Here is a 25,487-nt window from a genome sequence, read left to right as displayed (position 1 = left end):
TTTTAATTTTATCCAATTGATATTATTTCGAATATAAAAAATCTCAGTTCTGAACGCTTTTTTAAATCAAGAAGACAATAACGAGCTCCGAACCTATTATTTGCTCATAGCAGACTAAATAAACTTTGCTATTTTTTTATGAATACTTCTGTCTTATAATAATCCAAAGTATCAATTTGAAATGACTTTGATTTTAAACTGATTACTAATTCTGTATATTCCTGTTCTCTCGTAATTCCTAATTCCACTCCATTTTCAAACTTATCTTCATCATAATAAGAATCATGGAAAAGTTTAAACTTGCCGAATCCTTTTCTCTCTCCCCAGTCATTTTCATACCAACCACCATCACCACCAGACAACCCTAGCGACCTAATTGTCAGCAATTTACCTTCTTTATCCGCAACACATAAATACAGTGTTAAACAACATGACTCATCCTTTTGCAATAGTGTAAATAAAAAATGATTTTGGTTTTCTTCCCATTGATAACAGCTAAAACGTTCCCATTCATCTGCTTTTAAAAACCAATCCTTTTGTCCATTTACTGGAATTTTTCCTAGAGTGTTATCTATAATCGAATTATCAAGGTATTTCTTTGTATCCGTGATACTGTCCATATTAAATGAAGTAATTCCTTCTTCCGAACACTCTTTAACCAATTCAATATCAATTTTAGCTTCAATACTTTTCAACGTTGCCGTATCTTTTAGAAGATTTGAAACTGCATTTGATGACACGGATAGTTCTTGAGAAGGAATTTCTCCAAATTCTTCCTCTGTATTGGTCGCATTTTTGCAACTATACGTTATGAATACTATGAGTAAAATTGAAAAGCCTTTTTTCATTTTTTTTCTTATTTGGATATTTTAGAGATACCGAATGCCGATTCCTACATATGGAAAAGATCTATTGTAAAGTTGGTCTGTAGAAACAGCTATTACCATTAATTAGATAAACGCTAAATAAGTACTAATTTATTTCTCGTTAACTTCCTTTAATTTCTTTTCTATCTGTTCTAAATAAATAGGTAAGTTATTTTTCAGTAAGGCTAGGCCTTTCCCATAAACATCAACTAGGTACACTTGCTCCTCTTCCATTCCTTCTCTAATCCATGCTTTTTCTGCTTCCAAATCACCTTTTCTAACGATAATGAGTTCATAGTACCTAAGCACTGAATTATAATCGGTTATAGTGAGCTGATTAAAATTTGAAATCGCAGGATCATTTGTGCCATTGCGTTGTCCAATATCGGCACCCAGAAATACCTCACAATTTAAAAATTTATAATGAGGGTTATGGTTATCAAAATTTCGATACGTTCTTCTATCGCCATTCTTCAATATAAAGCGCTGAATTTTCTCAAACTTTTCAGGAGGAACTATCGTTGAAATCACAGTAAAATTCATACTTAAATTTTCCTTGTTTTTCGAGGTGCTTTTTACGGATTTACAAGCAAATAACATTCCCATAGCAAAGAGTACACTCAGAATTTTATTTCTCATTTTTTTATTAGATGCACACTGATTATGCCTTATTATATGTGCAGGATAAATGTACTGCCCTTCCCGTTCTTAAAACACCCGGTTTATGGGGAAGTTTAGATAGTGGTGCTTTTAGTCCATGTCCTGACATGAAGTAACAGACTTACTCACATAGGTTTTTCTCAACGGATTCTATCATTTTTAGAGCCGATTTTGCTAATCCACTTTCTGGAAATTCTTTTAAAGTTCTTTCATAATACACTTTTGATTTTATGCCGTCTCCTATTTGAGAGTAACAAAAGCCTATGTTTGCTAATGCCATCTCTCGATATGACATTTTTGAAGAACTTAATAAGGTCAAAAAACGATATTTATCAATCCATTCATATTTCTTGAAAAAAACGTAACTCTTTTCAAAATTTTTAATGGCTGCTAAAAAATTCTCTTGATTGTTATTTCTTATTCCTTTTCTATGATCCCTCGGAATTAAGTTTCTTAGAGAAAAAGATAGTATTAAATAGGTAACTGCCCCAAAAAGAAATGAATCTACGGAATCTATTTGTTGCCAAATTAGAATTACTACCCACATAACGCCTATATGAGGAAGTATTGAAAACCAATTAGTTTGCCTAACAGTGGGTATCTTTGAGCTCATTTATTACTATTATATTTTAATTAAATGCCTTATTCACTTAGGGCCATTATGTAATTTTTTTATCATTTCTCAGTTCTAAATATTCTATCCCAGATGAACGTATAAAAGCCATAATTTTTATAGGATAATTGATGATGATTTTTATGAAAAAAATTAGTGGTGAAAATTAAAAAATATTGCTTTTCACTTTTACTATTTAAGTGTGTCATAACGCCATAAAACCAATTGAAAACCAGAAATGCTATAAAACCATAGATATTAAGTGGCAAGAGTAGGACTACTACGGTTAACAAAAGCCCAAAGAAAATAGATTCCCATGGAGACATGTAATATAGGCTAACGGAATTAAACTCTTCGGAATGTTCGTGATGTTTTAAATGGATTTTCTTCAAGAAGCCTATTGTATGAGAGGCCCAATGTAACACATACATTAAAAAATCTAACATCACAAATAAGAGTATAAATGTAGCTACTAGAGGCATGCTAGAAAAAACAAATAATCCGTTTATCCATAGTAGATATCCAGGAATTGCAATGGCCGGATTGATCAGTAAGGTTATCAATGAAGCCAGTATCTCTTTCTTAGTAATGGTTGCTTTAAATTTTAAAGCCTTATCCCAGAAAATACTAATCACAACATTTAACCCATATGCTAGTATATTAAGGGTTATGAGTAACGTAAAAAATATATAAGGGTCTTTTAAATCCATTCCTGTTTTTTAATGAATACGCTACTATTCTAATTAGTTGGATGCAGTTCATGCTTACAACTTTGGTTCACTATAGTTCGGGTCTAATTTCAATAGGTACAGCTTTTTAAATTCTGTACTTTAGACTTAAAGTTTATTTCGTATTTAATTTTTGTTGCTAAGTTCAACTAAAATTTAAAAAAGTATTCTTCTGATGATTAATAATCAATTAATGAAGGGTAATTTAAAGTGTATGTTTCCGAAAAAATTGCAGGATATTTCTGATTGTATTCTTTAACCCAATCAGGATAATAATAGCTTGCTTTTAAAGTATCCCCATCTAACGTAAATTTTGCAAATGGTTTTCCTTTCTCTGGAGATATTATAAGAGCAAAATCTTCATCAAGTCCACTTAAAAATACGCAGTCACCGTCTTGAGACCAAATAAGTTCAACTTCTGTCTCGCTAATAATTTTTACTGGATAGGTGTAATAGCATTGTCCGTGTAATTTATAGACAATTGCATTTTTCGAGATACTTACTTCATTCCAGTCACTCAAAATTGAACAATAATCTAGGTTTGCTAAATAGCCACTAAATACAAAACCTTGTTTGGTAGCATTACTATCTTCATCAAAAAAATCAACTTTATACCAATATCCTTCTATGGTCACATATGCTTCTTCTTCATAATTCATTTCAATTTCTGTTTTTTCAATAACAGTAATTTCAGCATTATAGTCAAATTTCCCTATGGGAATGCCACCTGGGCTATCTCTTATAATCAAACCATTTTTAGCAAACACTCGGTACTTATCTCCTGATTTGTACACATTTTTATACCTATATTCTTCTCCGTTCCAGGACATAATTTCGTCACAATTTATGACTAAATCATGGTAGCCATTGGTTTTAGACGCTAAAATCCCCAATCGCTTTACACTTCTTTTCTGTGTATTTATTTCAATATCATTGTGTATTGTAGCAAGCCGAAGATACAGGTTGTCATAGCCTTTCAAGCCTTTAAAATAGGTAAACCTTAACTCATCTTCATAACCATCATTATTAATGTCAACATTAAATTTTTCGTAAGATTCAACAATAGAAGTTTGTTGGATAAGTGACAGGCAGTCCATTTCCATCACTGTCGCCATTTTAGCTTTTTGATGTATCCCAACTTGTTTCAACTTAAAATTTTCTAAAACAAATGTTTCTTCCTTGTCATTACAAGATAGTTTATCGCTGTAGGTGTAGCTTCTTTCTTCAGCCGTCTCTATGGCTATATGAAGTTTTCCGTCCCGCATTACCATTTCAATACCATCCCAATCTTTACCTACTTCATTCGTCATATGGAATTTTTGACCGTCATACGTCATAATAAAATAAGAACTTCCTTCATGGTCTAAATAGGTGCTCTCTGTTTCTGAATGACACCCCTTTCTATTTTCTACCAAAACATCTAAGAAGCCATCATTATTGAAATCGTCTTGCAATTGGATATATAAAAACTTATGCTGATCAAAATCAATCAGCACTTGTCGTTCGCCATTTATCCTAGCATACAGTTGTGTATTACACTGACCAGAACCATTGTTTAATCCATAGGAAATAGTTACAATATCTGATACAGTATTGGCTTTTACGCTTTCCTCTTTTTTTGGGTTATTACAAGCGAAGAATAACGTACAGATTAAAAGATAAATAGATTTCATGAGCATATGTTTTTTGCCAATTTTAAACTTTTGAATGTCTTTCTATTTTGAAGGGGTATCACTACTACAGAAACGTAACTTCAATTAAGGGTGATCTGTATTTTTAGGTTAAAAATCGCGAGACTTCATCCATGTAATTTCTGTATCCTTAAAATACTCGTGTACTATTGGCAGCACCTCCTGAACTTTTGTATGAATATCGTGAAACAACAAAATTCCTTTTCTCCAAAGCAACATTAATTTTATTTCACGTTGGGCCACTTGCTGCACGTTTAACTTAGCACTCCAATCTCTGGAGTCTATATTCCATAGTATAATTTTAGAGTTTTTTTGCGTAAAATAAGCTACCATATCTGTATTTCTTTGGCCGTATGGAGGTCTAAAATATACCAAGGCATTCTTATTTTCCGTTGGAAAAACATTTTGAATCAGCGTATTGGTATCATCAATAGATGATCTCCATTCTGCATATTTTTGATGTGCCTTATGTACTTTTCCATGAGAAAACACGCTATTCTCTCCGTAAAGTTCTTGTAACGCTTGTATGGAAGAAGCTTTTAATCGCTTTTCAAAATTATCGCCTAAAACAAAAAACATCCCTGATAGGTTATAGCGATCTAATACCTGTATTAGTTTATCCGTATTACCATTCACTGCGGTAGGGCCATCATCAAAGGTTAATAAGTAGTGCCTATCCGTAAAATTATGGCCTTGAATATCGGTCTCCGAAAATTGTAAAATTTCACTTGTGATTCTAGGGAATAAAGCAGCTAATCTTATTTGTTCTTTTACATAATCTTCATAAAAAAATTTTGTAGCAGCATACCAAGCGTTAAATTTGCTAGGAAACTGCTGTTCTAAACCTTCTAAAGATAAGGCATTCCAATTGCTGTTTTTTTTCAATGGAATGAGCTCTTTTAAAGCAGTATCAGAAAGCTGATTAAAATTAACTAGTATTCTAGTTTTTGTAGCCTCTTTCCATTGGGTTACCGACTTCGTATGTATACTTTTAAGGGCAACGCTTTCAGCTAGAACCGACGCTGATAAAGAATCATAGCTATTGAACACTTCAATAAAAACAAGCATCTCACATTTAGAGGCTATATCAAAACTTAAGGGCGATTCCATTTTTAATGGCCACGGCTCCGTCTTCGTGATTGGAAAATTAGCGCCATTAGCACCAAAGAAAAATAAGGGCATAAAAAGCAACATGAAATAGATATAATTGACTCTTTTTTTCATGTGTTATCTTAGTTTTGACTGCATTCTTGCTATTCCTTTCGTATACGCTTCACGTGCTCTATTCTGCTGCGCTAGCTCAAAGTTTTGTAAGGCCTCTTCCCACTGACTTTTCTTTTCATATATTCTAGCAATATTGTAATAAGAACTAGCTCTTACATAATGTGCCTTACTACCCGATGCAAGATCTATAGCCTTTCTATTCGCCCATAAAGCTTCTGCTTCTTTATTCAGTTTTTGAAAAGCTAAGCCCAAATTACTATACGCTTGTCCATTATTTTGATTCAATTCAATGGCATTTTGATATAAAGAAACAGCTGATTCTAAATGTCCAGCATGGTATTCTTCTTCTCCTTTTCTATTGATAATTTGAGATTCTGCTTTATCCGAACTGGAAACAACCGAAGTATCACCATCAAATCTATAATTTCTTAAAATTGTACTTACGCCTTCCCAAGTGGTGGCATTTTTAAAATCTCCTACAGTTACAATGTTCCCCATTTCATCAATTAAAAAAGGAATCCAAATATTCCCTTTCTTTCCTTCTGGCATGGTATACGTTCTAACTAGCGTATTTCCTATGTATATAAATACCTTTGCCCTACTTAAATTAGAAAGATTGGTGTTGTTGATTAATTCTCTATCGGAATAATTGTGAACAGCGTATACATACTTTTCACCTTGCTGTTTTTTTGTAATCGTAATAGTTTCTGGTCCGTAACTATCTGTATCATCAACATCTAGATTTGCCTGGTTGGCTTCTTTTTTATGATAACACACATATCCTCCAGAATATGATAAGTGAGAATCTATATCTCTAGGACTACTTCCCCAACTTAACACAATTCTCATACCATCTAGTTCTTGCATGGTCGGACTAATTGCATAGGTTAAACCATCACATAAACATTTGGTAATTAAGGGCGAATACCCCTCTTTTTTGATAATTAAAATAACGTCTGAATCATTTTTATAGTGGTCCGGAATAGTTACTTTCCCTTGGCTATCTGTATATTTAGTAATGGATGTTTCTCCGTTTTTCTGAAAAATAATTTCAGCATTTGGCATTACTTTATCTTTGACAACCGCACTCAATACCAATATTTCCGAAGAAGATTGTGCAAAAGATACAGCGCTCATAATTAATGCGACAAGGGTTAAGATTTTTTTATTCATGGTTGTTTTAGTTTGATTATTTTTTTTCGTAATTAATTCCATTCCATATCAATACAGTATCACATTCAATAACAATATCATTTACATTGTTTGTTTTTGATGCTAATACGCCTATTCTTTTTGGTGATCCAATAGCCTCTATATCTAAAGTTTCGTTATTTAAAACAATAGTGCAGTCATGTAAAATTCCCCATCGTTCCCAATAGCTACCAGAAATTTGATCCATAACGCCATTACCATCTAAATCATAGGCTATCGTTAAATAATCTGTTTCTGCTTCTTGCGATAGAAAATCGCTTGATTTTAATTCTATGAGCGTAATTAATTTATGATCTCCCTTACTTTGTATTAATTTAAAATCATGGTGATCAAAAACATAAGTTTCTTCCAAATCCTCACATAGTGCTGTATTTCCTGCTCCAATAGAGTTAGTTTCAACTACAAACTGTCTGTTCGTTTGCTGATCATAATTCAAATTCATTCCGCCAAAATAATACCCTATATAAGCGGATCGCCTAAATTCATTGCCATTAAAAGAGAAGGTAAATAAAGAATTGCCGCAACAATTTCCTCCACAAGCATTAGTTTCTAAAAGCACTTCTTCGTAGCCATCTCCATTGTAATCTTGTATCTCTATGAGATCAAAACAACCTTCGTCTTCAAAACTAATAAGTACTGTTTCTTTACCATCTACTGTAGCTATTAATTCTTTCTGAAGGTCTTCGCTATTATTTAGCGTATACTTTATTTTATTTCCTGTAAAAAGCTTTAAAAAACCATTAAAAACATAGCCTTCTCCAATAGAATTAGATTTTACCTTAACCCAAAATCCATGTATTTGTTCAGTACTAAAAGAAAAATCGGTCTCCTCTAAGAGTACTACTTTTTCATCAAATTCTAACTTTCCAATTTTTCTGCCCGCTATATCTGGTGCATCTCTTACTGTTAATCCGCTTTTGGCTGTGATGCTATAATTTTTCTGTCCAAAAGTGTAGATCGAAGAAAATATAAGTGCAAGAAAGATTCTATAGTTCATAGCAGTTCTTAGTAATTGTTTCTAATCTCTTGGGATATAATTGGATCCCACATCGATTTTTTCATGGCTTAATTCGTAAATTTCTAGCACGCTACTAATTTGTGTGTACTTTTATCGGTGCGGCATTCAACTTATAATTCTTTAAAATTGCTTGCGCTTCGGCCTCACTCAATAGTGTTAAACGCGCGTTACTAATTGCTTCTTTATCTGGCATCATAGACCGCATTAAAACTAATTTATAAACCTCTTTTCTATGCGCAAGCTTTTCCGCTCCGGTATTTGCTGCTGCAAAAGGCTCATACGCATTGGTCATCGCTAACCATATATTTATTTCATTATCTGGATGCAGGTCTCTTTTAAAGTTTTTGATGGTTTCCTCTAGAGAAATAGGATATACTTCTTCGAAGGTCTGGTGGATTCTTTTTATATGCGCTAATTGGATATCAGTTAAAGAGGAACTGCTTACAGGGCTGGGTGTTAACTCTTCCACTTCTACAACCTCAATTTTGGGCTCAGGTTTTGGTTGCTCTTTACACGCTAGTACCGCTATAGTAAGTAAGGTAACAAGGAAGATCTTTTTCATTGGGTATATTTAAGAATATGCATGGTGCATTCTGTATAGAACGTAGGATGCAGAAAGATAGTATATTTTCATAAAAACATAACAATAGCATAGAACTATGGGTTTGTATTTTTAGAATGCAACACTTGTTTTAAAGACTACTAAAGGGCGATTCTAGAATGCAGCAATGGTTAGTGAAGCTAAGAGACAAACCGAGTGGAAAGTTTTTATAAGCACCGTGTGCTACACAAATTAGTATAAGCTAACTGAAGACACCAGGCCTATCAGTTCGTTTGAATAAACGTACGATCCATTTTATAGGCATAGGCCTTGGGATCAAACTTAAAGTTGGTTACGTATAGTTTTGAAGGATTCATAGGGGCTACTTCTTCATAAGATTGAAAACTTAAAAATCCGTTTTCATCTTTTTCAAACGTGGTTCCTTTTAGATAATCCATGAACACCAACTTATAGTAGTTATCGTATTGATTTAAAAAGATTCCGTACATGCAGCCGCCAGTTCCGCAAGCGCCCAAATACACCATAAGATCTGGTTTGTTATCCCCATTAAAATCGGCATACTTTTCTGGTTCTGTTTTTGCAAAAGAATCAGGCAGCTCAAAATCTATTCCTTCGGGAATGGTAATCCTCACAAAATTCTCATTATCAATAATATCGAGCCGAAATAAACTATCTGGGATATGCACCACGGGGAGGGTTTCCGCCATTGCTTTTGGTTCTTTTTTTGAGGTATGACAGCTTGCTAACACCAACAAAAAGCAACAAATGATACTATAGTTTCGGTAATTGGTCAGATTATTTTCTTTTACGCCACTCCTCGCTAAGAATACTATACATATACGTACCCGCACTAGTGCCGTAAGACTGTATAGCATAATTTCTTAAAAGCCCTTCTCTAACCGCCCCTAACTTTTCTACGGCTTTTTGAGATTTAAGATTCTTTATATCTATTCTGAACTCTACCCTTCGCAATTCCAAGACATCAAAACAATAGTCTAGGAGAAGCCCTTTGCACATACCATTAATACCGGTTCCTTGAAATTGTGCTCCAATCCACGTCCACCCTATTTCTAATCTTTGATGCGGAAAACTAATAGTTCCAAACATGGTTACGCCAATAGGTGTTTGGTCTTCTTTAGTTAAAATGAGTAGCGGATACAGCTCTTTTTCTTTTTTGGACTTCATACAGAAGTTCATATACTCCACCAAATCAATCTTATTTTTTACTCTTGCGCCAAACTCCCCTAACTCCTTATGGTAAGCAATGGTTTCTAAAGCATCCATATCTTGCATCGTTAAAGGCCGTAGTACAACGGACTCGTTTTCAAGAAGTATATGGGAGGAGAAAAATTTTGCTGTGTTCATTTTTGTATCGCTATTTACTATTCTATCTATCACGTTAAACAAAATGAATCCCCAAAAAAAGAGAAACTTACTGTTTAACCAACGCCATGGAATCATAATTAAATTCCACCACCTTGTAGCTACCGTTTAGTTCTGGAAGTTCCGTTTTGAAGAACAAGGTTTTATGCGCTTGCTTCCATTTTCCATGCGCATAAATAGTATCATATTTTGTCTTCTCACTGGTTTTTACATCACCATAAATTAAGACACGCTGTATGTTTAAAATGGAATCTGTTAAGTCTAATGCGATATGCCTTTCAAAAACGTTTTCGGGAAGATTATCTATTCCTAAAAAATAGTAGCCTCTGGCATAGGTGTCACAATTATTTGCTATTACATCTATTTTTGTACGATCATATGCTATGTCCTTTTTAGTCATAAAAACAGTATCTAAGTTTTTAGTCATACTCGCAAGCCAATGGTCTTGTACCGTTACTTTTGAAAAATCTGTAAGCGTTTTTCGTAGCCGTATCGTATCCATATGCCAAACCGTGCCTACAGAGACTCCTCCACGAAGATTACTGCCCACTAGTTCTTTGGGTTCATATCCTTCTTTATGAACGGGTTCATCCAAAAAAATTGGGGAACCTCCAAAAAAACTAAAAAGTCTCTCGGCGGTTATTTCTGGGAGTTCATAAAAACCATTTTTATCTGTGTACGCACCACCCACCAAACAACTATCTAAGGGTATTCCTTGTTCATCTACAACGGTACCCGTGAGCTTAGGCCTTAAAACTTGCGTAACACAAGAGGTAATTAAACAAGAAAGAACAAGAGCTATACAAATATTTTTCATTTTACTTATTTTTGGCAAAAGGCGATTAAAAGGAATTGCATTCTTCACAAATAATTCTGAGAGTCACTTACAATGCCTTATCCAATTATTTTACCATGATTTATCTTGGAAAAATTCATTTTTAACAAAGTCATAATCAACAAAAAAACCAGCTCTTAAGCTTAGGTGTTTTTCTTTCAACTCAGTTCGTTTGGCATCCGACATTCTCCAGTTTGCATCTAGGCGTTCTAAACTAGTCATTTCTAATAAAACATCATAAGATTTATCTCTTATTGACACTGTAGACATATCTAAATGTTGCAACTCTTTGAGGTTTTTAAAAGGAATTAAACTTTCTATTACTAGGTTTTTAGGTCCACTAAAATTTCCTCCTATACACAACCCGTTCAATTGAATTAAGTCTCCAATCATTTCATAATTCTCTACTTTAAAACTATTTTGAATTGTTAATCTCCTTAGCTTTTTCAATGATTTTAAGGCTGATAAATCCCGAAGTCTGCTAAATGAGTCCAACGATAGTGATGATAAATTTTTTAATTTGGATATGGAGTTTATGTCTTCGACAGTGGAAGTCCAAAAAAATAAAGTTTTAAGGTTTTTCATCGTACAAATTGCCTCAAAATATTCCTGATTTACCCGATGTCTTATGGATAATGAAGTTATATTATCTAAACTAGGAAGTAGGTTTATCCAATCTTTTTCCAATTCAATTCTATATTTTTTAGAGACAGTATCGGGGAAGTCCATTGCTAATGTTGAAATATAAAGTTTTTTAATTTTAGAAATAGAACTTGGTATTTCTTGGCAATATATTTCTTCCTCATTTTTATCCTCGATATCATATAAATAACAAAACTTATTTCTATCGTATTCTTCTTTCATAATAATTACAATAATGGATAAATGAAAATAACTTTCGGATATTACAAAAGATGAACTTTTAATTCTACTGATTACTTTTGTTTTGGACGCTTATTAATTTTTAATATGTAGCACTGTAAGCAAATACATGTTAGAGTAATTATATTTTCAACATGATATTAACTGTGGTTTTTCTTATTCAAGAGGCTGGATTAAAAAAAAACACCTCTTATTTAGTAACTTTCGCTGTTTTTAATATATCATTCCAAGTTTGCATGTTTTGAAATCCATAAGAAGGGATAGCACTAAATAGTACAAATACGAAGGTATCTGTATCTTCTCCAAAATCAATTACATTAAAAGAGTATAGGTTTTTATTCGTTTTCAAGTCGGCCGTATAAATAGCTTGATACATGGTCTGTTCATCATATTTTTTGGTATATACGTCCACTTCCATTTTAACATTCTCTCTTCTAGACATAATGTCTTTTATATACATATTTAGAACTTCTTTTTTAGTTGTTCCTGTTTTTAAGTCTTTACTATTATGAACAAATACACTCATATTAGCATCTCCATCTGTGCATTGCAAATCGAAAAGGTCTTGTTTTTCATCTGTCCAATTATCTAATAAAAATTCTACTTTTCCTTTTTTGGTTTTATGAACAACAAGGTTATCGTTTGATTTATCATCAGTTTGCCAACAAGAAACTGCAATTTCTTTTATTTCTTCTGGTTTCATTTTTTTCGATTCTGCTATATTAGGATGCTTCTCTATCATTTTATTTAACATACAATTACACATATCTTCTGCTATAGCTTCAGAAAATCTACTTTGATTTGCATTTAAGCAACCTATAATGAATTCCTTTTTGTCTTCCTCTGACCATTTTTCTTGACCACAAGAATAAATTGATAATGATGCGATTAATAGTAATCCAAACTTAGTTATTGATAGTTTCATTTTTATTATTGTTTTGGAAGGCCTCATTACTAGCAATAGTAGGAAGATAAAATTAGACACTATGGTTTTTCTTCAAAACGTAAGATATAAAAATATAGTGTATTTTCTACCAAACATAAAAAATTCGCAAAAAACCAGTGGTATGATTTTTACGAGGGTATTCAAATAGCATCTAGAAGGTTTCGAGAAAAATTGATGTACTTCCGGCTTGGCAAGAGCCTCTAAATCTAATAGTAAAAAATAAAATCTTAATTAAAACCAGCAATGTTTTGTAGACTTAGTTCTTTGTTGTTTTTTTACTTTATTTCAAATTCTCAACAGCTATTTTGAGGGTCCCAATATTATGTTTTATATGTTTCTCAATTTCAGTGTAATTCTTTAGGTTATGTGCTTCCATAGCTGTTATCTGTTCCAATGTTTTAGTATTGACAACTCTCAATTCATAGCCCCATCTCTGTTTGTTACTATTACCAATGTAGAGTTCTTTATCAAATCGAGTTAAAATTAGATAATCAGCACTTACTTTTTCAATGATTGGCGGGCAGTATTTTTTATCAAAAACTCCTTGATAAGATACTCCCATTAATGTTTTAAGTGGAAATGGCTTAATAATAATGTTCTCAAAATTGTTCAATTCTTTTTCTATTATTGGATTAAAATCATAGCCGTGTTGCGCATATTCGTATCCATTTGCACATTGAACAACAATTACTTCAAGAGGGTCTATTTTTAATATATCATTTAACAGACCTGTCTCATGAACACTGGTAGAACTGTCTTCCAAAATATTGTCATTTTTTTCTTTAGCAACAAATGGTTCTTTCTTATTTATCGAATTGCAACAAAGAAATGTCCCCATGGAAAAATAAATTATAATCTGAAAATAAGTTATTCTGTTTGTTTGCATCTTCCTTCAAATGGCATAAAACATACGGGCAACCCTATGTGTACTGTATTATTTAATATTCGTCTTAAACCCATATGTATGAGATTAATCAAATTTCTTACTACTTTTTCTAGTATAGAAAATCTAATCTCTAAATTAGACCTAAAGCCCTACCAGCTTCTCCAATATATTATTAGTTGGAATCGTTACGCCAAACCAAAGTAAATGCAAATTAAGGCAAAAGTGTCAAAAAAGCCGTGAAGGGCAATGATAAACCATAAATCGTATTTACGCAAGTAGAATATCAAGGCTAAGAGCGATCCCACAAACCCGGCAACAAGCTGCCCTGTAATTCCTTGATAACTATGCATAAAACCAAAAAAACAAGCAAATAGGACAATATTAAGGGTTAAACTGACTTTGCTTTCCCCAAAGAATTTTACAAATTGTCGCATAAAATACCCGCGAAAGATAATTTCCTCCCCAAATCCTGCAGTAGCCCACACTACCAATAAAGCAATTAAACAAGATGGAAGATTACCTTCTAGTTGCTTAAAGCTTGAATAATCTATAGGAACCCCTGTGAGTTTTGTCATTCCTGGAACCACAGCAAAGACATAAAAAGCAAAGAGTCCTAGTGCTACTAATGGAGCAAGCACAAAGATGTTTTTTAGCGTAAATTTTTCACGTTGAAATCCGAGGGCTGAAAATAGTTTGCCTTTATATTCTATGTAATTCGCTATGATGATTAGTATAGAAATTACGATATTTTCTATCATACCAATTTGGATAGGTCCAAACCATATAAAGCAGATAATTGCGAGGGTAGTTAAAGGAATTAATGTTTGTCGTAAGGTAATTTTTTTCATTTTGTTTGTTTTATTTCTAAGCGAAATAAAGAACAAAACCTTTAAGAATCTCTTTAAAAATGGGCATTCTTACTGAATGGTCGTAAATTCATACCTGAATAGTCGGTCGTTGTAAGTATCTTTTATGAAAACCAATCCATAAATGCTTTTCGTTTGTAGCGACTGATATTAATTTCAGCAATTGCATCGTTCTCAACAGAAGCTTTTAGCCGAACACACAACTTGCCATTTTCAATTTTTTCAATTTGTTCTACCGCATCTTTATGAATGATAATTTGGCGGTTGGCTCTTAAAAACAATTGATCATTCAATCTTTCTTCGAGCGCATTCAATGTAAAATCAGAGGTTATTGTTTTACCGTCATTTTGAACGGCATACACAATTTTGTTTTCGCTGTAAAAGCAGGCAATATTTTCATAGGTGAGTTTGGTTGTTTTTGCGCCGCTTTCAATGGTGATTTCAGCATCTTTTATAGATAACTGATATAAATTATATAGCTCTTGTGCATACAGTAAGCTTATCATTATAAAACTCAATAGCAATGTAATTAGTAAACCAATCACCAAATAATAGAGCTCCGTTTGGCCACCTGTAACTATGTTTAAAATAATATTGACAGGAATATACATGAGTGTAACATATCCTAGCGTAGAAGCCATAAACCAAACGATTTTGACAATTTCTACCTTTTTACCGAAATACTTTTTCTTGTAAAATTTAAAATTAAGTTCCGCTATGATTCCTATAATAATACATAAAGCAATAGACGATAAAAAACCTTCTAGAGGAAATCTATACGCATCCCCATCTGGAAAACTTTCTTGCGATGCTAAATGATTTACCACTAAAGAGAAAATGGTAAATGCCAGTACTTTCTGAAACCAAGACCATGCTGCACTGCTAACAAACGTATGCCATAATGTTTTTACCGTATTCTTGGTGGGTCCTGTTGTACTCATGAATTAAAAGCTCTTTTTAGTCCACCTATTTTAGGATGCAGTTTTACTGTTGCAGCTAGCGTTAAATATAAGAAATAGTAGGGCAGGTAATTAGCGATACATTTCGAATTTATACTTAGTCAAATATAAATATTTTGATTTTACCTTTTCTATCATAAACGCCAAATTTTATATTTAGCGGACTTTGTTACTATGCACAGACCTTACGGTTTTGCCCAAAAGTCAACATTACGATTAGGCTGGCTTGTGCTTATTTCTTATTCGCATTGTATCGTTATCCATTCCATTAGTTCGTCTTTATCTACCGAAATCCAAGTTGCAGCGGTATTTTTTTTCTCCGTTTTGCTGTCTTGCGGATAAATTATTTTTAATTCTGCATTTTCATTTTTAGCTAGTTTCATTTGAGCAATAAGTCCAACCATATCTGGAGCATTATTGTCTATGGTAGTTTTTCTTTTCTTTTCTAACCAATATTCTATGGCAATTTCCATATAAGCTCGGATTGGAAATTCCTGAAAATATTGAATGTGCCTATCTGTTTCGTCTGAATAACTGTAAGTCGAAAAATCAAGATAGCTTTCAAGATTTGATTTTGGTGTACCGTTTAGATGCTTCTCTAGAACATAATTAGAGAAAGTACCTTCCCATACAGCTCCTTCTTCAAAATTTATTCTTCTGTCTCTTTTGCCTTCATTATATTGTCTTACCCAATCTAAAGGTGCATCACAAATAATTAGTCCGGAAATGTTTAATGAAAACTTGGGTTGAGTTTTTTTAATGTATTCCACGTACTTTAATGCTCGGTGCCCCGATAAACCCACTCCAATTATAAATACATTTTTATTTGGCAAATAGTTTTTTTCAAATGCATTTTTGATTGTTTTGTGTGCATCGATAATGGAGTTGTTGGAAAAAAAGAAGTCTAATGGAATTTCTGTTGAAACAGATAAAACAGCAAACCCAGCTTTATTCGCTTGAGAATACATTTGTTTTGCGCTAATATTTTTATTTTCAAAACCCGAGTCTTCCAAAAAAATAATTACTCCTGAAATATTCTTTTCATTCTCGGGTTTCGCAAGTGTATATCCTGTTTCAATATACTTTAGAAAATCACTATCCAATTTTCCTATTCTTATGCTGTCATTTTGCGCCTTTTGATATTCTTCTATGATATTTTGTCCATTGGTTTTTGAAAACGAAAATACTAACAGAAATATAAGTATTGATTTGATTCCAATTTTCATTTTTTCTTTCTTTTTGGTTACTAGGCTCAGAGTTAAGCACAACGTACAGATAATCGTGTGTTTGCTTTTTCGATTAATAATTCTATTGAGGCCGTATATATTCAGTTACTCAATTTTTCTATTGCTTTTAAACGTGGCTATTCCTAGCACCTAAATAAAGCATATGGTTTACAACACTAAAATTTATTGTGGAATATCACAGCACTAATATAGAAAATAATGCTATTTAAAACCTTAGGAAAAACAGGGGAAGTGAAAAATAGTAACCCATTAAGGAAATACTGGTTTGTTTTTTTTGTTTTAGTTCTTCTTAAAATCTGTCCTTTGCTATTTCAAAATCTGGCAGACCCTATGATGAAACTTACGTTTGTATATTGCCTGAATAAATAGAGGATAAATCGAATAAAAAAAGCCCAATGAATCTGCTTTAGAGTTTAAGATCTTAGAATAGTATTGTTCAAATTAAAGAAGAATTTTTTTTTTTAATTGGTTACGTTTAAGATTATTTTATGTATTTTGATTCATCATAGAACAAATTGACGCATCCCAATTTATCTTTAACAATTAAACAGGTTTCTCTGAAGTCATCACCATAAGGACATTTCTCTACTTTTAAACTTTTTACAGTATAGAATTCAATATTATTAACCTCTTCATCTTTTTCAATATCATAATCAGGTATTGTTTTTATGAAATCATAGTTTAATATATCATTGTTTAATATAGATTCTCCAGTATAAAATAAAGAAACTACATATACTTTGTCTACATTTTTAAAAAAATTATCCTGTCTTTTCCTAATTAATTTTCTAATAGTTCTACCATCATTTACAACATCTGTAATAATTAATACATTTTTATAATCTTTGCTTTTGTTATCAAAGTTTAGTTCATTTTCATATTTATGATGCTCATCATGCCTATATGAATAAGGTAAAAAAGCATAATCCTTATTAAATTTTATAGCTGCTTTTGAGGATATTATATTTCCTTCATATCCTAATCCAATTATTAAATCAATTTGATCGCTAAAGTTCTTTTTTTCTATGACATCAATAATTGCGTTTTTAGCAAGGCTAAGATTATCTTTGTTTTCAATAAGTTTTGAAGTATCAATCCAATTATGTGCTCTTGAAGTTTCGCTCCAATGAAAATGACCAGAATGGAAGAGATTTAATTCTTTTACTTTATCATATAATACATCAGTAAATTCAGAATTATAGTATACATCTGAATTTGAATTTTTAATTTCTAAAATGTTTAAACTTTCTACTGCTGAATCTTCTGTTGGAAGAGATTCAACCAATTCAGTTATTTCATCTTCTAAAACAGGAGGCTTAGCTATAGATATTTCAAACTTTTTAGGTTGTTTTGCATCAGAGTTAGTTCTTTTTTCCCAATAATATAGGTCATCATTGTTTCCAACTTTTTGTAATCCATATATATGATTGATTAGAATAATATCGTCAGAATCATTATTTTCTAATTCATATATTTTAAAAGCACAATCGTCTTTTTTAGAAGATAATGCTCCTGAATCTGATATCGTAATAGAATCTCCTGTTATTTTTTTACAACCACTAGTATGTTCGTTTCCAGAAAAAATAAACTTAATATCTTTTGATTCTAAGGCTGTTATGAATGCTAATCTATTTGTTTTATTCCATTGACCGGAATTTTTATCTTCATAAAGAGAAGCAATGTTATGATGACAGCAAATCACATTTTTTAATTCGGAATCTTTCGTTTTTTTATTTAACTCGAGTTTAAATTTCTCAACATCAATTTTCCCTTCTGTGTTTTCCAAATCTACGTAGTAAGAAGAATTTACACCTAATAACAAAAAACTATTTTCAATTTTCAAAGTATCGAAAATGACTTCGTTTGGGGTGAATTTCTTACCTAATATTCCTTCATAAAATGCTGAAAAGTTCTTAAACTTTGCTTTATTTATTTCTTCTTTTGTGTAATCTTCTTTAGAGTAAATAAAATCTTCTATATCTCTTCTGTGGATATCATGATCGCCTGGAATTAAGAGAACACATTCTTTTTTAATGTTCAATTCTGTGATTATATTTTCTAAATATGTTTTTGCATAATTAAATTCAAGTTCAGCTCCACAATCTGTTATATCTCCAGTTACTAATAAGTATATATTTTTAGAGTTGAATTCTTGCTTCACCTTTTGAATAAATTTATCAATATATTGTGAAGAAAGTCCCTCTTTGGAAGCTCTTAAAAAGGAATCAGAATTAACACGTTCATCTTTAAGTTTTTTATCAAGAGATACGTGAAAATCGGAAATATGTAGAATTATACTATCCATTAAGCTTTTTTAAGTTTGTATATATGTAATAATTTAGCTCAACATTATTTTTTTCAGTAATAGAAAAAATTGAAATAGTTCTATCTATTGAGCCTAGATTTAAATCGTCCCTTGTAAGTGTCTCTATTTTAGCTAGAGATACATTTCCTAAATATTTACCACCAGAAAATTCAATTAAGTTTTTAGTGATTTTAACCTCAGTTCCGAGACAGACTAAATCAGAAACAACAATATACTTTTTGTTTTCATAATTATGTTTTTCCAATTTATTATAAAGCTTATTTATTGGTCCTATTTTATCGAAAACTAGAATGTCTAGTTTTAATAATTTTGATAAAACAGAAACGATAAATGTACTTGTAAGACTTTGACCAACTAAAATTGGTTCATCTTTTAAATTCTTCTCCCATTTGTCTCTAATTTTTACTGCGAGTCTATATAGCGCATAATATATAAATGGAGTTTCAAAACTGATGAATTTTTTTAAATCAATAAATGAATGGAGGTAAACAAACGAGGAAGCATGTGGTTTCCTGTATTCGTCAATATATTTTATTAATCTTTTTTTAAACTCATAGTAAAAAATATTTCCGCTTTCTATATTTATTTTGTATAAATCAGATTCTTGTTCAGAGAAAAAATAAAATATATCATAGTCGCCTTTAACATTAACTATGTTATTTGGATTTTCAATCGTTTTTAACGATAAAGGTTTAATTATTTTTTCTGATATATTTATTAAAATTAACTTATTTCCTAAGTCTCTAATTTCAATTATTTTATCAATTATATTTGATTGAACATTTTGAATGTTTTTAAAATCAAGAACTATATTATTGGATTGAACAGATGAATCTTTTAAGAAGTTAAAAAGTCTATTTACCGTCTCAAATTGTAAACTTGAAATGTAAATACCTTGATTATCATCATTTAAATAATTAGATGAAATCACTTCTTCTGCATGTAGATTGATGTAGCTATATTCCAGAGTTTCTATTAGGGATACTATCATAATTAAGCAGTTGGTATTTCTACTTCAATATGAACTCCTTTAAATCTTACATTATAAAATCTAATTGAAGAATATTTGAAATCGTTGTTGTATTTATTACATAAATTATGATAAAACTTCACAAAGAAATTTAGAATATCATTTTTAATAGAAATCATTTCCTCATTATACCTAGTATCCTCTATTTTATTTATTGCAATTTTTTTATATAAATTGAACAAGTTATTTCTAAGGATGTTTAGTTCATTTAGCTCATCTCTCATTCGATTAGAAATAATAATTTGAGCATTATTTGAATGTAATCTAAAGTATCCATTAGAATTTAAAACAACAGAAGTCATTAGGTCAAATAAACCTCTTCGATCCTTTAAAGAAGAAAAAAATAATGTTTCCATGATGTAATTTAAATTATTTAAAAGTTTATCATTGACATTTAAAATTTTAAAAGAATCAAGTTTGTTTTTTAATTCTAGTGGTTTATAAATAAAACTTTCTTCTTTGGAATTTAAAGATTCTTCAAAACCAATTCCATTGTCTGAAATTGAAAACTTCGTAGAAAATTTATTAACAAACATTAAGGCAAAGGTGTTTGATTTTGAGTGTAAGACACCATTAGTGATTAATTCGGAAAGTATTTCAATATAAAAATCAGATTTTAAAGATGTATTTATATTGTCAAATAATAATTCTTGGAAATGTTCCCTTACGATATAAGTGTATTCAGAAATAAGATAGTCTCTTTTTTCATCCTCACTCTCATATTCTTCAAGCTTTTTAAATAGATTATTATCGTTTAAGGAATAGCACCTAACTCTATGTTCTGGTCTTATTTCCTTCTTGCTGAAATCACCCAAATATCTTTTGTCGAATTGTAATATATTTCTTCCGTGTGGAAAATATGGGTTTGCGTTATCACCTGATATATTGAAGAAATCGCTACTCATTAAAAACTTTAAGACGTCCTTAGTCGCCTGATTATTATATAATGAAAGCTCTATTGGTTTTTTGTAAAATTTACTTAGTTGCTCAATTAAGCTTAATAATAGAGGAATTGTAATTGGGTCAATTCTATAATTTGACTCAAATACTAAATCATCTCCATGTTCAACTAGTTTAAAATCAACATTTTGATTTTCTCTTATATAAAGAGCAACCTCCTTTAAAAATGAAGTTTAAAAATTAAAAGTAGTTAAATTTTGATTATTTTTAAAAATGCTTATCATTTGGACTTTTAATGTTTTTGCGAACTTTAAGTTTACTGATTTGATTAATATTCGTTTAAAAACCTTTGGTATACGATTACTCCATTTATATGCTACTTTTTAAACATAGCAATCCCATTATCTAAATAAGATATACAGTGAACTACATAAAAATTTGTGGGGGAATTATTACATTGCTAATATAAAACATAATCCTATTCAAAACCTTGCGGGATTCCGCAGAAAAGGAAAATAATAGTAAAAAAAAACAATGAGGCACTTAAGTGCATAAAGAAACTCAATGCGCATCTTCCTAAAAGCAAGGAGAAAAACGCATAGGAATGCTTCTTTTGTAGAAGAAGGAACTATTGGTAAGATGGTACGTCATGGTCTAACTTGTAGCTATCATAGATTGACGCTATGGCTAGTAATGCCCGAAACCCAAGGTAGCTTGTTTAACTAATACTAAAAAAAGTTGAAGAGCTTTGTATGTTGAACAAATGTATTTTATTTACTCCTAAGAAAGCTTACCTCCTACCAATCTATAGGGAAATAATCTTTTAAGAATTTACCTGCCCAATGCTTTCCGGTATTAATCCCATCAAATAAAGGATCCATAACCCGTGCAGCGCCATCAACAATATCTAATGGTGGTTGAAAATCTTGCTCTTCTTGCTTCTTTTTTGCCAAAGCAGCAGGATCTTCATCCGTCACCCAACCCGTATCTACCGCATTCATAAAAATACCTTGCTTGGCTAAATCGCCTGCCGCAGTATGGGTTAACATATTTAAAGCCGCTTTGGCCATATTGGTATGTGGGTGTCGCGATTCTTTAAAAGCACGGTGGAATTTGCCTTCCATTGCCGTAACATTTATAATATGTTTCTGCCCTGTAGGGTTCTTTTTCATTACCTCTGCCAAACGGTTACACAAAACAAAAGGCGCTACAGCATTTACCAGCTGTACTTCTATCATTTCTGTAGTTTCTATTTCACCCAATTTCAGACGCCAGCTGTTGGTATTTCGTAAATCTACCTGCTGCAAATCAGCATCTAATTCCCCTTCCGGGAATACTTCTTTAGCAACTAAAGCCTTATCAAAACTATAAGGTATCTGCGAGAGTTGCGCCGAAGCACGTAAGCCTATTCCTGGTTCAGGGCCATGCCAAGTAACGGGCATATTCTGGTTAGGAGATGCTGTGGTGGTAAGCTGCGTTAACTCTTCTAAACAACTATTATGATCTTGCAATAATTCTTGTGCAAATTTAGGTAGCGTTGCTATCGGTTGTTCTTCATTGGCCATTAAATGGTGGTAAAACCCTGCAGGCCTGCGTACCGTTTGTGCGGCATTATTAATTAGAATATCTAAATGATCATACTGCTGTTCTATAAAATTGCAGAAGATTTCTACACTCGGAATATGACGCAAATCTAATCCGTGTATTTTTAAGCGGTGCCCCCATTCCATAAAATCGGCCTCTTTAGAAAAGCGTAAGGCAGAATCTACAGGAAAACGTGTGGTTGCAATAACAGTTGCTCCGCCACGCAATAACATTAAGGTGATATGATAACCTATTTTTAAACGAGAGCCGGTAATGACCGCTACTTGCCCTTTAACATTGGCGGATTGGAAACGTTTGGCATAATTAAAATCGCCACACTCCGTACACATGGTATCGTAAAAATGGTGGAGTTTGGTAAAAGATGTTTTGCAGACATAGCAATTACGAGCAATTTCTAATTCTTGCTGTTCTTTGTTAGCTAAATCTGCTGCTTGTAATAATTTTGGAGCGGTAAAAATATGCGCTTCGCGTGCATTACGGATGCCGGTATCTTTACGTGCCACCCGGTCCATCTTATCTTGCTTGCGTTTGTTTGCTTTTTTGGCATCCTTTTTCCGACGGGAGAATTCGTCTCTATTTGGTCTAGAAAATTGTCCGGTTACTTTAAGGAGCTCCGTTCTTTGTTCCAGGGGAATATCAAAAATTTGATCTGTATTTTTTACGAGTTGCGCTAATAGGGCAATGCATTTATCTATTTCTTCTGAGGAAATTGGAGATGAAATAGAAGGGTCTTCAGCGTTTAAATTCATATAAATTTTACTATGCTATGATGCGTTTTTTAGGGCATTAATACTTCTCGATACTAATTATTCATCCGCTATCGCTACTTCATAATTCACTCGAAGTGACAGCGGTGTGTTGATTTGTAATTGAGAGGCATTTTAACTACTACTCTTTTTACGTACAACTTCGTACTATCTTTTCAGAACTCAAATGTCAGTACGAGTGGTTTTCGATAGAAAATTATATCGAGAACCTTTTACTACTCAAATACTTCTCGATACTAATTATTCATCCGCTACCGCTACTGCAAAATTCACTCGAAGTGACAGCGGTGTGCTGATTTGTAATTGAGAAACATTAGCACTACTACTCTCTGTACTCTCCACTTAGTATTCGTTACTTATAACTCAAATGTCAGTTCGAGTGGTTTTCGATAGAAAATTGTATCGAGAACTTTTTACTACTCGAATACTTCTCGATACGAATTACGCATCCACTATCGCTACTTCATAATTCACTCGAAGTGACAGCGGTGTGCTGATTGGTAAAGGCTTGATCACTAGTATTCTTTTTACTTTGTACTTTGTACTCTTTACTTACAACTCAAATATCAGTTCGAGTGGTTTTCGATAGAAAATTGTATCGAGAACCTTTTACTACTCGAATACTTCTCGATACTAATTACGCCTCCGCTATCGCTACTTCATAATTCACTCGAAGTGACAGCGGTATTCTGATATGTGATTGAGAATCTTGATGACAATCACTCTCTTTACTTATAACTCAAATGTCAGTTCGAGTGATTTTCGACAGAATATTGTATCGAGAACTTTCTACTACTCGAATACTTCTCGATACTAATTATTCATCCGCTATCGCTACTTCATAATTCACTCGAAGTGATAGCCGTGTGCTGATTTGTAAAGGCTAAATAAATAATACTTTTTTACTTCATACTTTGTACTATATACTTATTACTAACTACTTAATACTTAAAGAAAAAAAACTACTCCAAAACTGTAATTCTGACTTTCTTCTTTTTCAATTTTGTATTGCTCAACTTTCGTACTAACTCATCAGCAATTGCTAAGGGTACAGCAACAAAAGCGCAATCTTGCTTCAATTCTATAGTTCCTAATTGATCTTTAGAAATTTCGCCTTGCTTAAAGAATAACCCAGCGATATCTCCTTTAGAAATTTTATCTTTTCTGCCGCCCGAAATAAATAAAGTCTCCCAGTATTGTGGCTTGCGAGGTGCTTTTACAGAAATATTGGCACGGTTAGGGTTTTTTACAAACTCAGGAAATTCTTCTTTTTCCCATCGCATTACATAAGCAGTACCTTTGGTATTTACACGTGCTGTTCTTCCGTTACGGTGTGTAAATTCTTCCTCAGAAGCTGGCACATCATAATGAATAATATACTTAAGCTCAGGCACATCTATACCTCTCGCTGCTAAATCTGTAGCAATCAAAAGCTGACTTGTACCATTTCTGAATTTGATTAAGGCACGGTCCCGATCATACTGTTCCATCTCTCCTGAAAACGTAGAATGGCTAATCTTCTTTTCCGTAAGAAACTTATCTAAGTACTCTATATTTTCTTTTAGGTTACAAAAAACAATTCCTTGCTCATTCCCTAAATGCATCACCAAATCTAATAAGGTTTGCGATTTGTTTCTTAAAGGAGAGATGACCGTTTTAATCTCTAATTTAAGTGCTTTTTTCTCTTTCAAGTAATTGATAAGTACAGGCTTGTCTAAGCGTACGAATGGAGGAACTTCAATATTTTGCGTTGCCGATGTTAGAATACGTTTATTGATACGCGGTACGTTTGCAATAATACCTTTCATCTCATCAGAAAAACCTTTATCCAAACATTTATCAAACTCATCTAAAATTAATGTTTTGATGCTCTCTTTAGAAAAACGATCATTCATAAAATGATCTAGAATTCTACCTGGCGTTCCTATAAGAATAGCAGGGTTATGCTTCAGCTCCATCTTATCTTTTGCCATAGTACGACCTCCGTAAACAGCATTTACTTTAAAACCGGTACCCATTATACGAAGTACTTGCTCTATTTGTATGGCTAACTCACGAGAAGGCACTACAATCAAGGCTTGCACTTCATCAATGCTAGCATCTAATGTTTTTAATAGCGGTAATAAAAACGCTAATGTTTTTCCTGTTCCTGTTGGAGAAAGCAAAATGGTATTGGTTGTTTTTTCAATTACAGCAATAGCCTCCTCTTGCATTGGGTTCAATTGGTGGATATTTAATTTTGCTAAAATATCCTCTTGATCTTTTATACTATTCGCCATTA

General features: G+C 32.3%; 24 protein-coding genes. 1 reads left to right on the top strand and 23 read right to left on the bottom strand.

What is annotated here, in order from left to right; translation table 11 throughout:
* Positions 1 to 128 precede the first annotated feature (128 nt).
* The 21 genes from BLQ19_RS08985 to BLQ19_RS08885 form a co-directional block, all read right to left on the bottom strand.
* Positions 129 to 848, bottom strand: coding sequence for a hypothetical protein (locus BLQ19_RS08985; protein ID WP_074538110.1), 720 nt, complete (start codon positions 846 to 848; stop codon positions 129 to 131).
* A gap of 129 nt (positions 849 to 977) precedes the next feature.
* Complete coding sequence (locus BLQ19_RS08980) at positions 978 to 1,505, bottom strand: hypothetical protein (RefSeq protein ID WP_074538109.1); 528 nt, start codon at positions 1,503 to 1,505, stop codon at positions 978 to 980.
* A gap of 142 nt (positions 1,506 to 1,647) precedes the next feature.
* Positions 1,648 to 2,139, bottom strand: coding sequence for a tetratricopeptide repeat protein (locus tag BLQ19_RS08975; protein WP_074538108.1), 492 nt, complete (start codon positions 2,137 to 2,139; stop codon positions 1,648 to 1,650).
* A 62-nt stretch (positions 2,140 to 2,201) separates the two neighbouring features.
* The gene (locus BLQ19_RS08970; protein WP_074538107.1) at positions 2,202 to 2,849 is read right to left on the bottom strand and encodes a sterol desaturase family protein; all 648 of its coding nucleotides are present in this window, start codon (positions 2,847 to 2,849) and stop codon (positions 2,202 to 2,204) included.
* A gap of 197 nt (positions 2,850 to 3,046) precedes the next feature.
* Positions 3,047 to 4,540 carry an SH3 domain-containing protein gene (locus BLQ19_RS08965; protein WP_074538106.1) on the bottom strand — a complete coding sequence of 498 codons (1,494 nt, stop codon included), beginning with the start codon at positions 4,538 to 4,540 and terminating at the stop codon, positions 3,047 to 3,049.
* Between the two features lie 108 nt (positions 4,541 to 4,648).
* Complete coding sequence (locus BLQ19_RS08960; RefSeq protein ID WP_083332221.1) at positions 4,649 to 5,782, bottom strand: polysaccharide deacetylase family protein; 1,134 nt, start codon at positions 5,780 to 5,782, stop codon at positions 4,649 to 4,651.
* 3 nt (positions 5,783 to 5,785) lie between these two features.
* Positions 5,786 to 6,955: a tetratricopeptide repeat protein gene (locus BLQ19_RS08955; protein ID WP_074538207.1), complete on the bottom strand. Its 1,170-nt coding sequence runs from the start codon at positions 6,953 to 6,955 to the stop codon at positions 5,786 to 5,788.
* A gap of 16 nt (positions 6,956 to 6,971) precedes the next feature.
* Positions 6,972 to 7,991, bottom strand: coding sequence for an SH3 domain-containing protein (locus BLQ19_RS08950; protein ID WP_074538104.1), 1,020 nt, complete (start codon positions 7,989 to 7,991; stop codon positions 6,972 to 6,974).
* 94 nt (positions 7,992 to 8,085) lie between these two features.
* Positions 8,086 to 8,574: a hypothetical protein gene (locus BLQ19_RS08945; protein ID WP_074538103.1), complete on the bottom strand. Its 489-nt coding sequence runs from the start codon at positions 8,572 to 8,574 to the stop codon at positions 8,086 to 8,088.
* A gap of 263 nt (positions 8,575 to 8,837) precedes the next feature.
* The gene (locus BLQ19_RS08940) at positions 8,838 to 9,281 is read right to left on the bottom strand and encodes a hypothetical protein (protein WP_139150227.1); all 444 of its coding nucleotides are present in this window, start codon (positions 9,279 to 9,281) and stop codon (positions 8,838 to 8,840) included.
* A gap of 88 nt (positions 9,282 to 9,369) precedes the next feature.
* Positions 9,370 to 9,939 carry a GNAT family N-acetyltransferase gene (locus tag BLQ19_RS08935; protein ID WP_074538206.1) on the bottom strand — a complete coding sequence of 190 codons (570 nt, stop codon included), beginning with the start codon at positions 9,937 to 9,939 and terminating at the stop codon, positions 9,370 to 9,372.
* A 67-nt stretch (positions 9,940 to 10,006) separates the two neighbouring features.
* Entirely contained in the window at positions 10,007 to 10,774 is a 768-nt protein-coding gene (locus tag BLQ19_RS08930; RefSeq protein ID WP_074538101.1) for a hypothetical protein, read from the bottom strand.
* A gap of 90 nt (positions 10,775 to 10,864) precedes the next feature.
* Positions 10,865 to 11,656 carry a hypothetical protein gene (locus tag BLQ19_RS08925; protein WP_074538100.1) on the bottom strand — a complete coding sequence of 264 codons (792 nt, stop codon included), beginning with the start codon at positions 11,654 to 11,656 and terminating at the stop codon, positions 10,865 to 10,867.
* 208 nt (positions 11,657 to 11,864) lie between these two features.
* Positions 11,865 to 12,599 (bottom strand): hypothetical protein, encoded by a 735-nt coding sequence (locus tag BLQ19_RS08920; protein ID WP_074538099.1) that lies wholly within the window; start codon positions 12,597 to 12,599, stop codon positions 11,865 to 11,867.
* Between the two features lie 301 nt (positions 12,600 to 12,900).
* Entirely contained in the window at positions 12,901 to 13,458 is a 558-nt protein-coding gene (locus BLQ19_RS08915) for a hypothetical protein (protein ID WP_139150226.1), read from the bottom strand.
* A 233-nt stretch (positions 13,459 to 13,691) separates the two neighbouring features.
* A complete protein-coding gene (locus BLQ19_RS08910) occupies positions 13,692 to 14,354 on the bottom strand; it encodes a CPBP family intramembrane glutamic endopeptidase (protein WP_074538097.1) in 663 nt (220 codons plus the stop codon).
* 122 nt (positions 14,355 to 14,476) lie between these two features.
* Positions 14,477 to 15,313: a LytR/AlgR family response regulator transcription factor gene (locus BLQ19_RS08905; RefSeq protein ID WP_074538096.1), complete on the bottom strand. Its 837-nt coding sequence runs from the start codon at positions 15,311 to 15,313 to the stop codon at positions 14,477 to 14,479.
* A 257-nt stretch (positions 15,314 to 15,570) separates the two neighbouring features.
* The gene (locus tag BLQ19_RS08900; RefSeq protein ID WP_074538095.1) at positions 15,571 to 16,557 is read right to left on the bottom strand and encodes a hypothetical protein; all 987 of its coding nucleotides are present in this window, start codon (positions 16,555 to 16,557) and stop codon (positions 15,571 to 15,573) included.
* Positions 16,558 to 17,059: 502 nt separating this feature from the next.
* Positions 17,060 to 18,883 carry a metallophosphoesterase gene (locus tag BLQ19_RS08895; RefSeq protein WP_074538094.1) on the bottom strand — a complete coding sequence of 608 codons (1,824 nt, stop codon included), beginning with the start codon at positions 18,881 to 18,883 and terminating at the stop codon, positions 17,060 to 17,062.
* The gene (locus BLQ19_RS08890; protein WP_074538093.1) at positions 18,876 to 19,895 is read right to left on the bottom strand and encodes a hypothetical protein; all 1,020 of its coding nucleotides are present in this window, start codon (positions 19,893 to 19,895) and stop codon (positions 18,876 to 18,878) included. Before BLQ19_RS08890 ends, BLQ19_RS08895 begins: the two co-directional genes overlap by 8 nt.
* 2 nt (positions 19,896 to 19,897) lie before the next feature.
* Positions 19,898 to 20,839 (bottom strand): hypothetical protein, encoded by a 942-nt coding sequence (locus BLQ19_RS08885; protein WP_074538092.1) that lies wholly within the window; start codon positions 20,837 to 20,839, stop codon positions 19,898 to 19,900.
* A gap of 559 nt (positions 20,840 to 21,398) precedes the next feature.
* Between BLQ19_RS08885 and BLQ19_RS21245 the strand changes: the two genes are divergently transcribed.
* On the top strand, positions 21,399 to 21,560 hold the full coding sequence (locus BLQ19_RS21245; RefSeq protein WP_175444422.1) for a hypothetical protein: 162 nt from the start codon (positions 21,399 to 21,401) through the stop codon (positions 21,558 to 21,560).
* A gap of 71 nt (positions 21,561 to 21,631) precedes the next feature.
* On the opposite strand, the gene BLQ19_RS08880 is transcribed toward BLQ19_RS21245, so the two are convergent.
* Both BLQ19_RS08880 and BLQ19_RS08875 read right to left on the bottom strand, forming a co-directional pair.
* Positions 21,632 to 23,188 carry an SDR family NAD(P)-dependent oxidoreductase gene (locus tag BLQ19_RS08880; protein ID WP_074538091.1) on the bottom strand — a complete coding sequence of 519 codons (1,557 nt, stop codon included), beginning with the start codon at positions 23,186 to 23,188 and terminating at the stop codon, positions 21,632 to 21,634.
* Positions 23,189 to 24,168: 980 nt separating this feature from the next.
* Complete coding sequence (locus BLQ19_RS08875; RefSeq protein WP_024481149.1) at positions 24,169 to 25,485, bottom strand: DEAD/DEAH box helicase; 1,317 nt, start codon at positions 25,483 to 25,485, stop codon at positions 24,169 to 24,171.
* Positions 25,486 to 25,487: the final 2 nt, after the last annotated feature.

This window comes from Cellulophaga baltica (assembly GCF_900102165.1).
Taxonomy (GTDB): Bacteria; Bacteroidota; Bacteroidia; order Flavobacteriales; family Flavobacteriaceae; genus Cellulophaga; species Cellulophaga baltica.
Note: the sequence above shows the minus strand (reverse complement) of the source record. Positions and strands in the feature narration are given on the sequence as shown.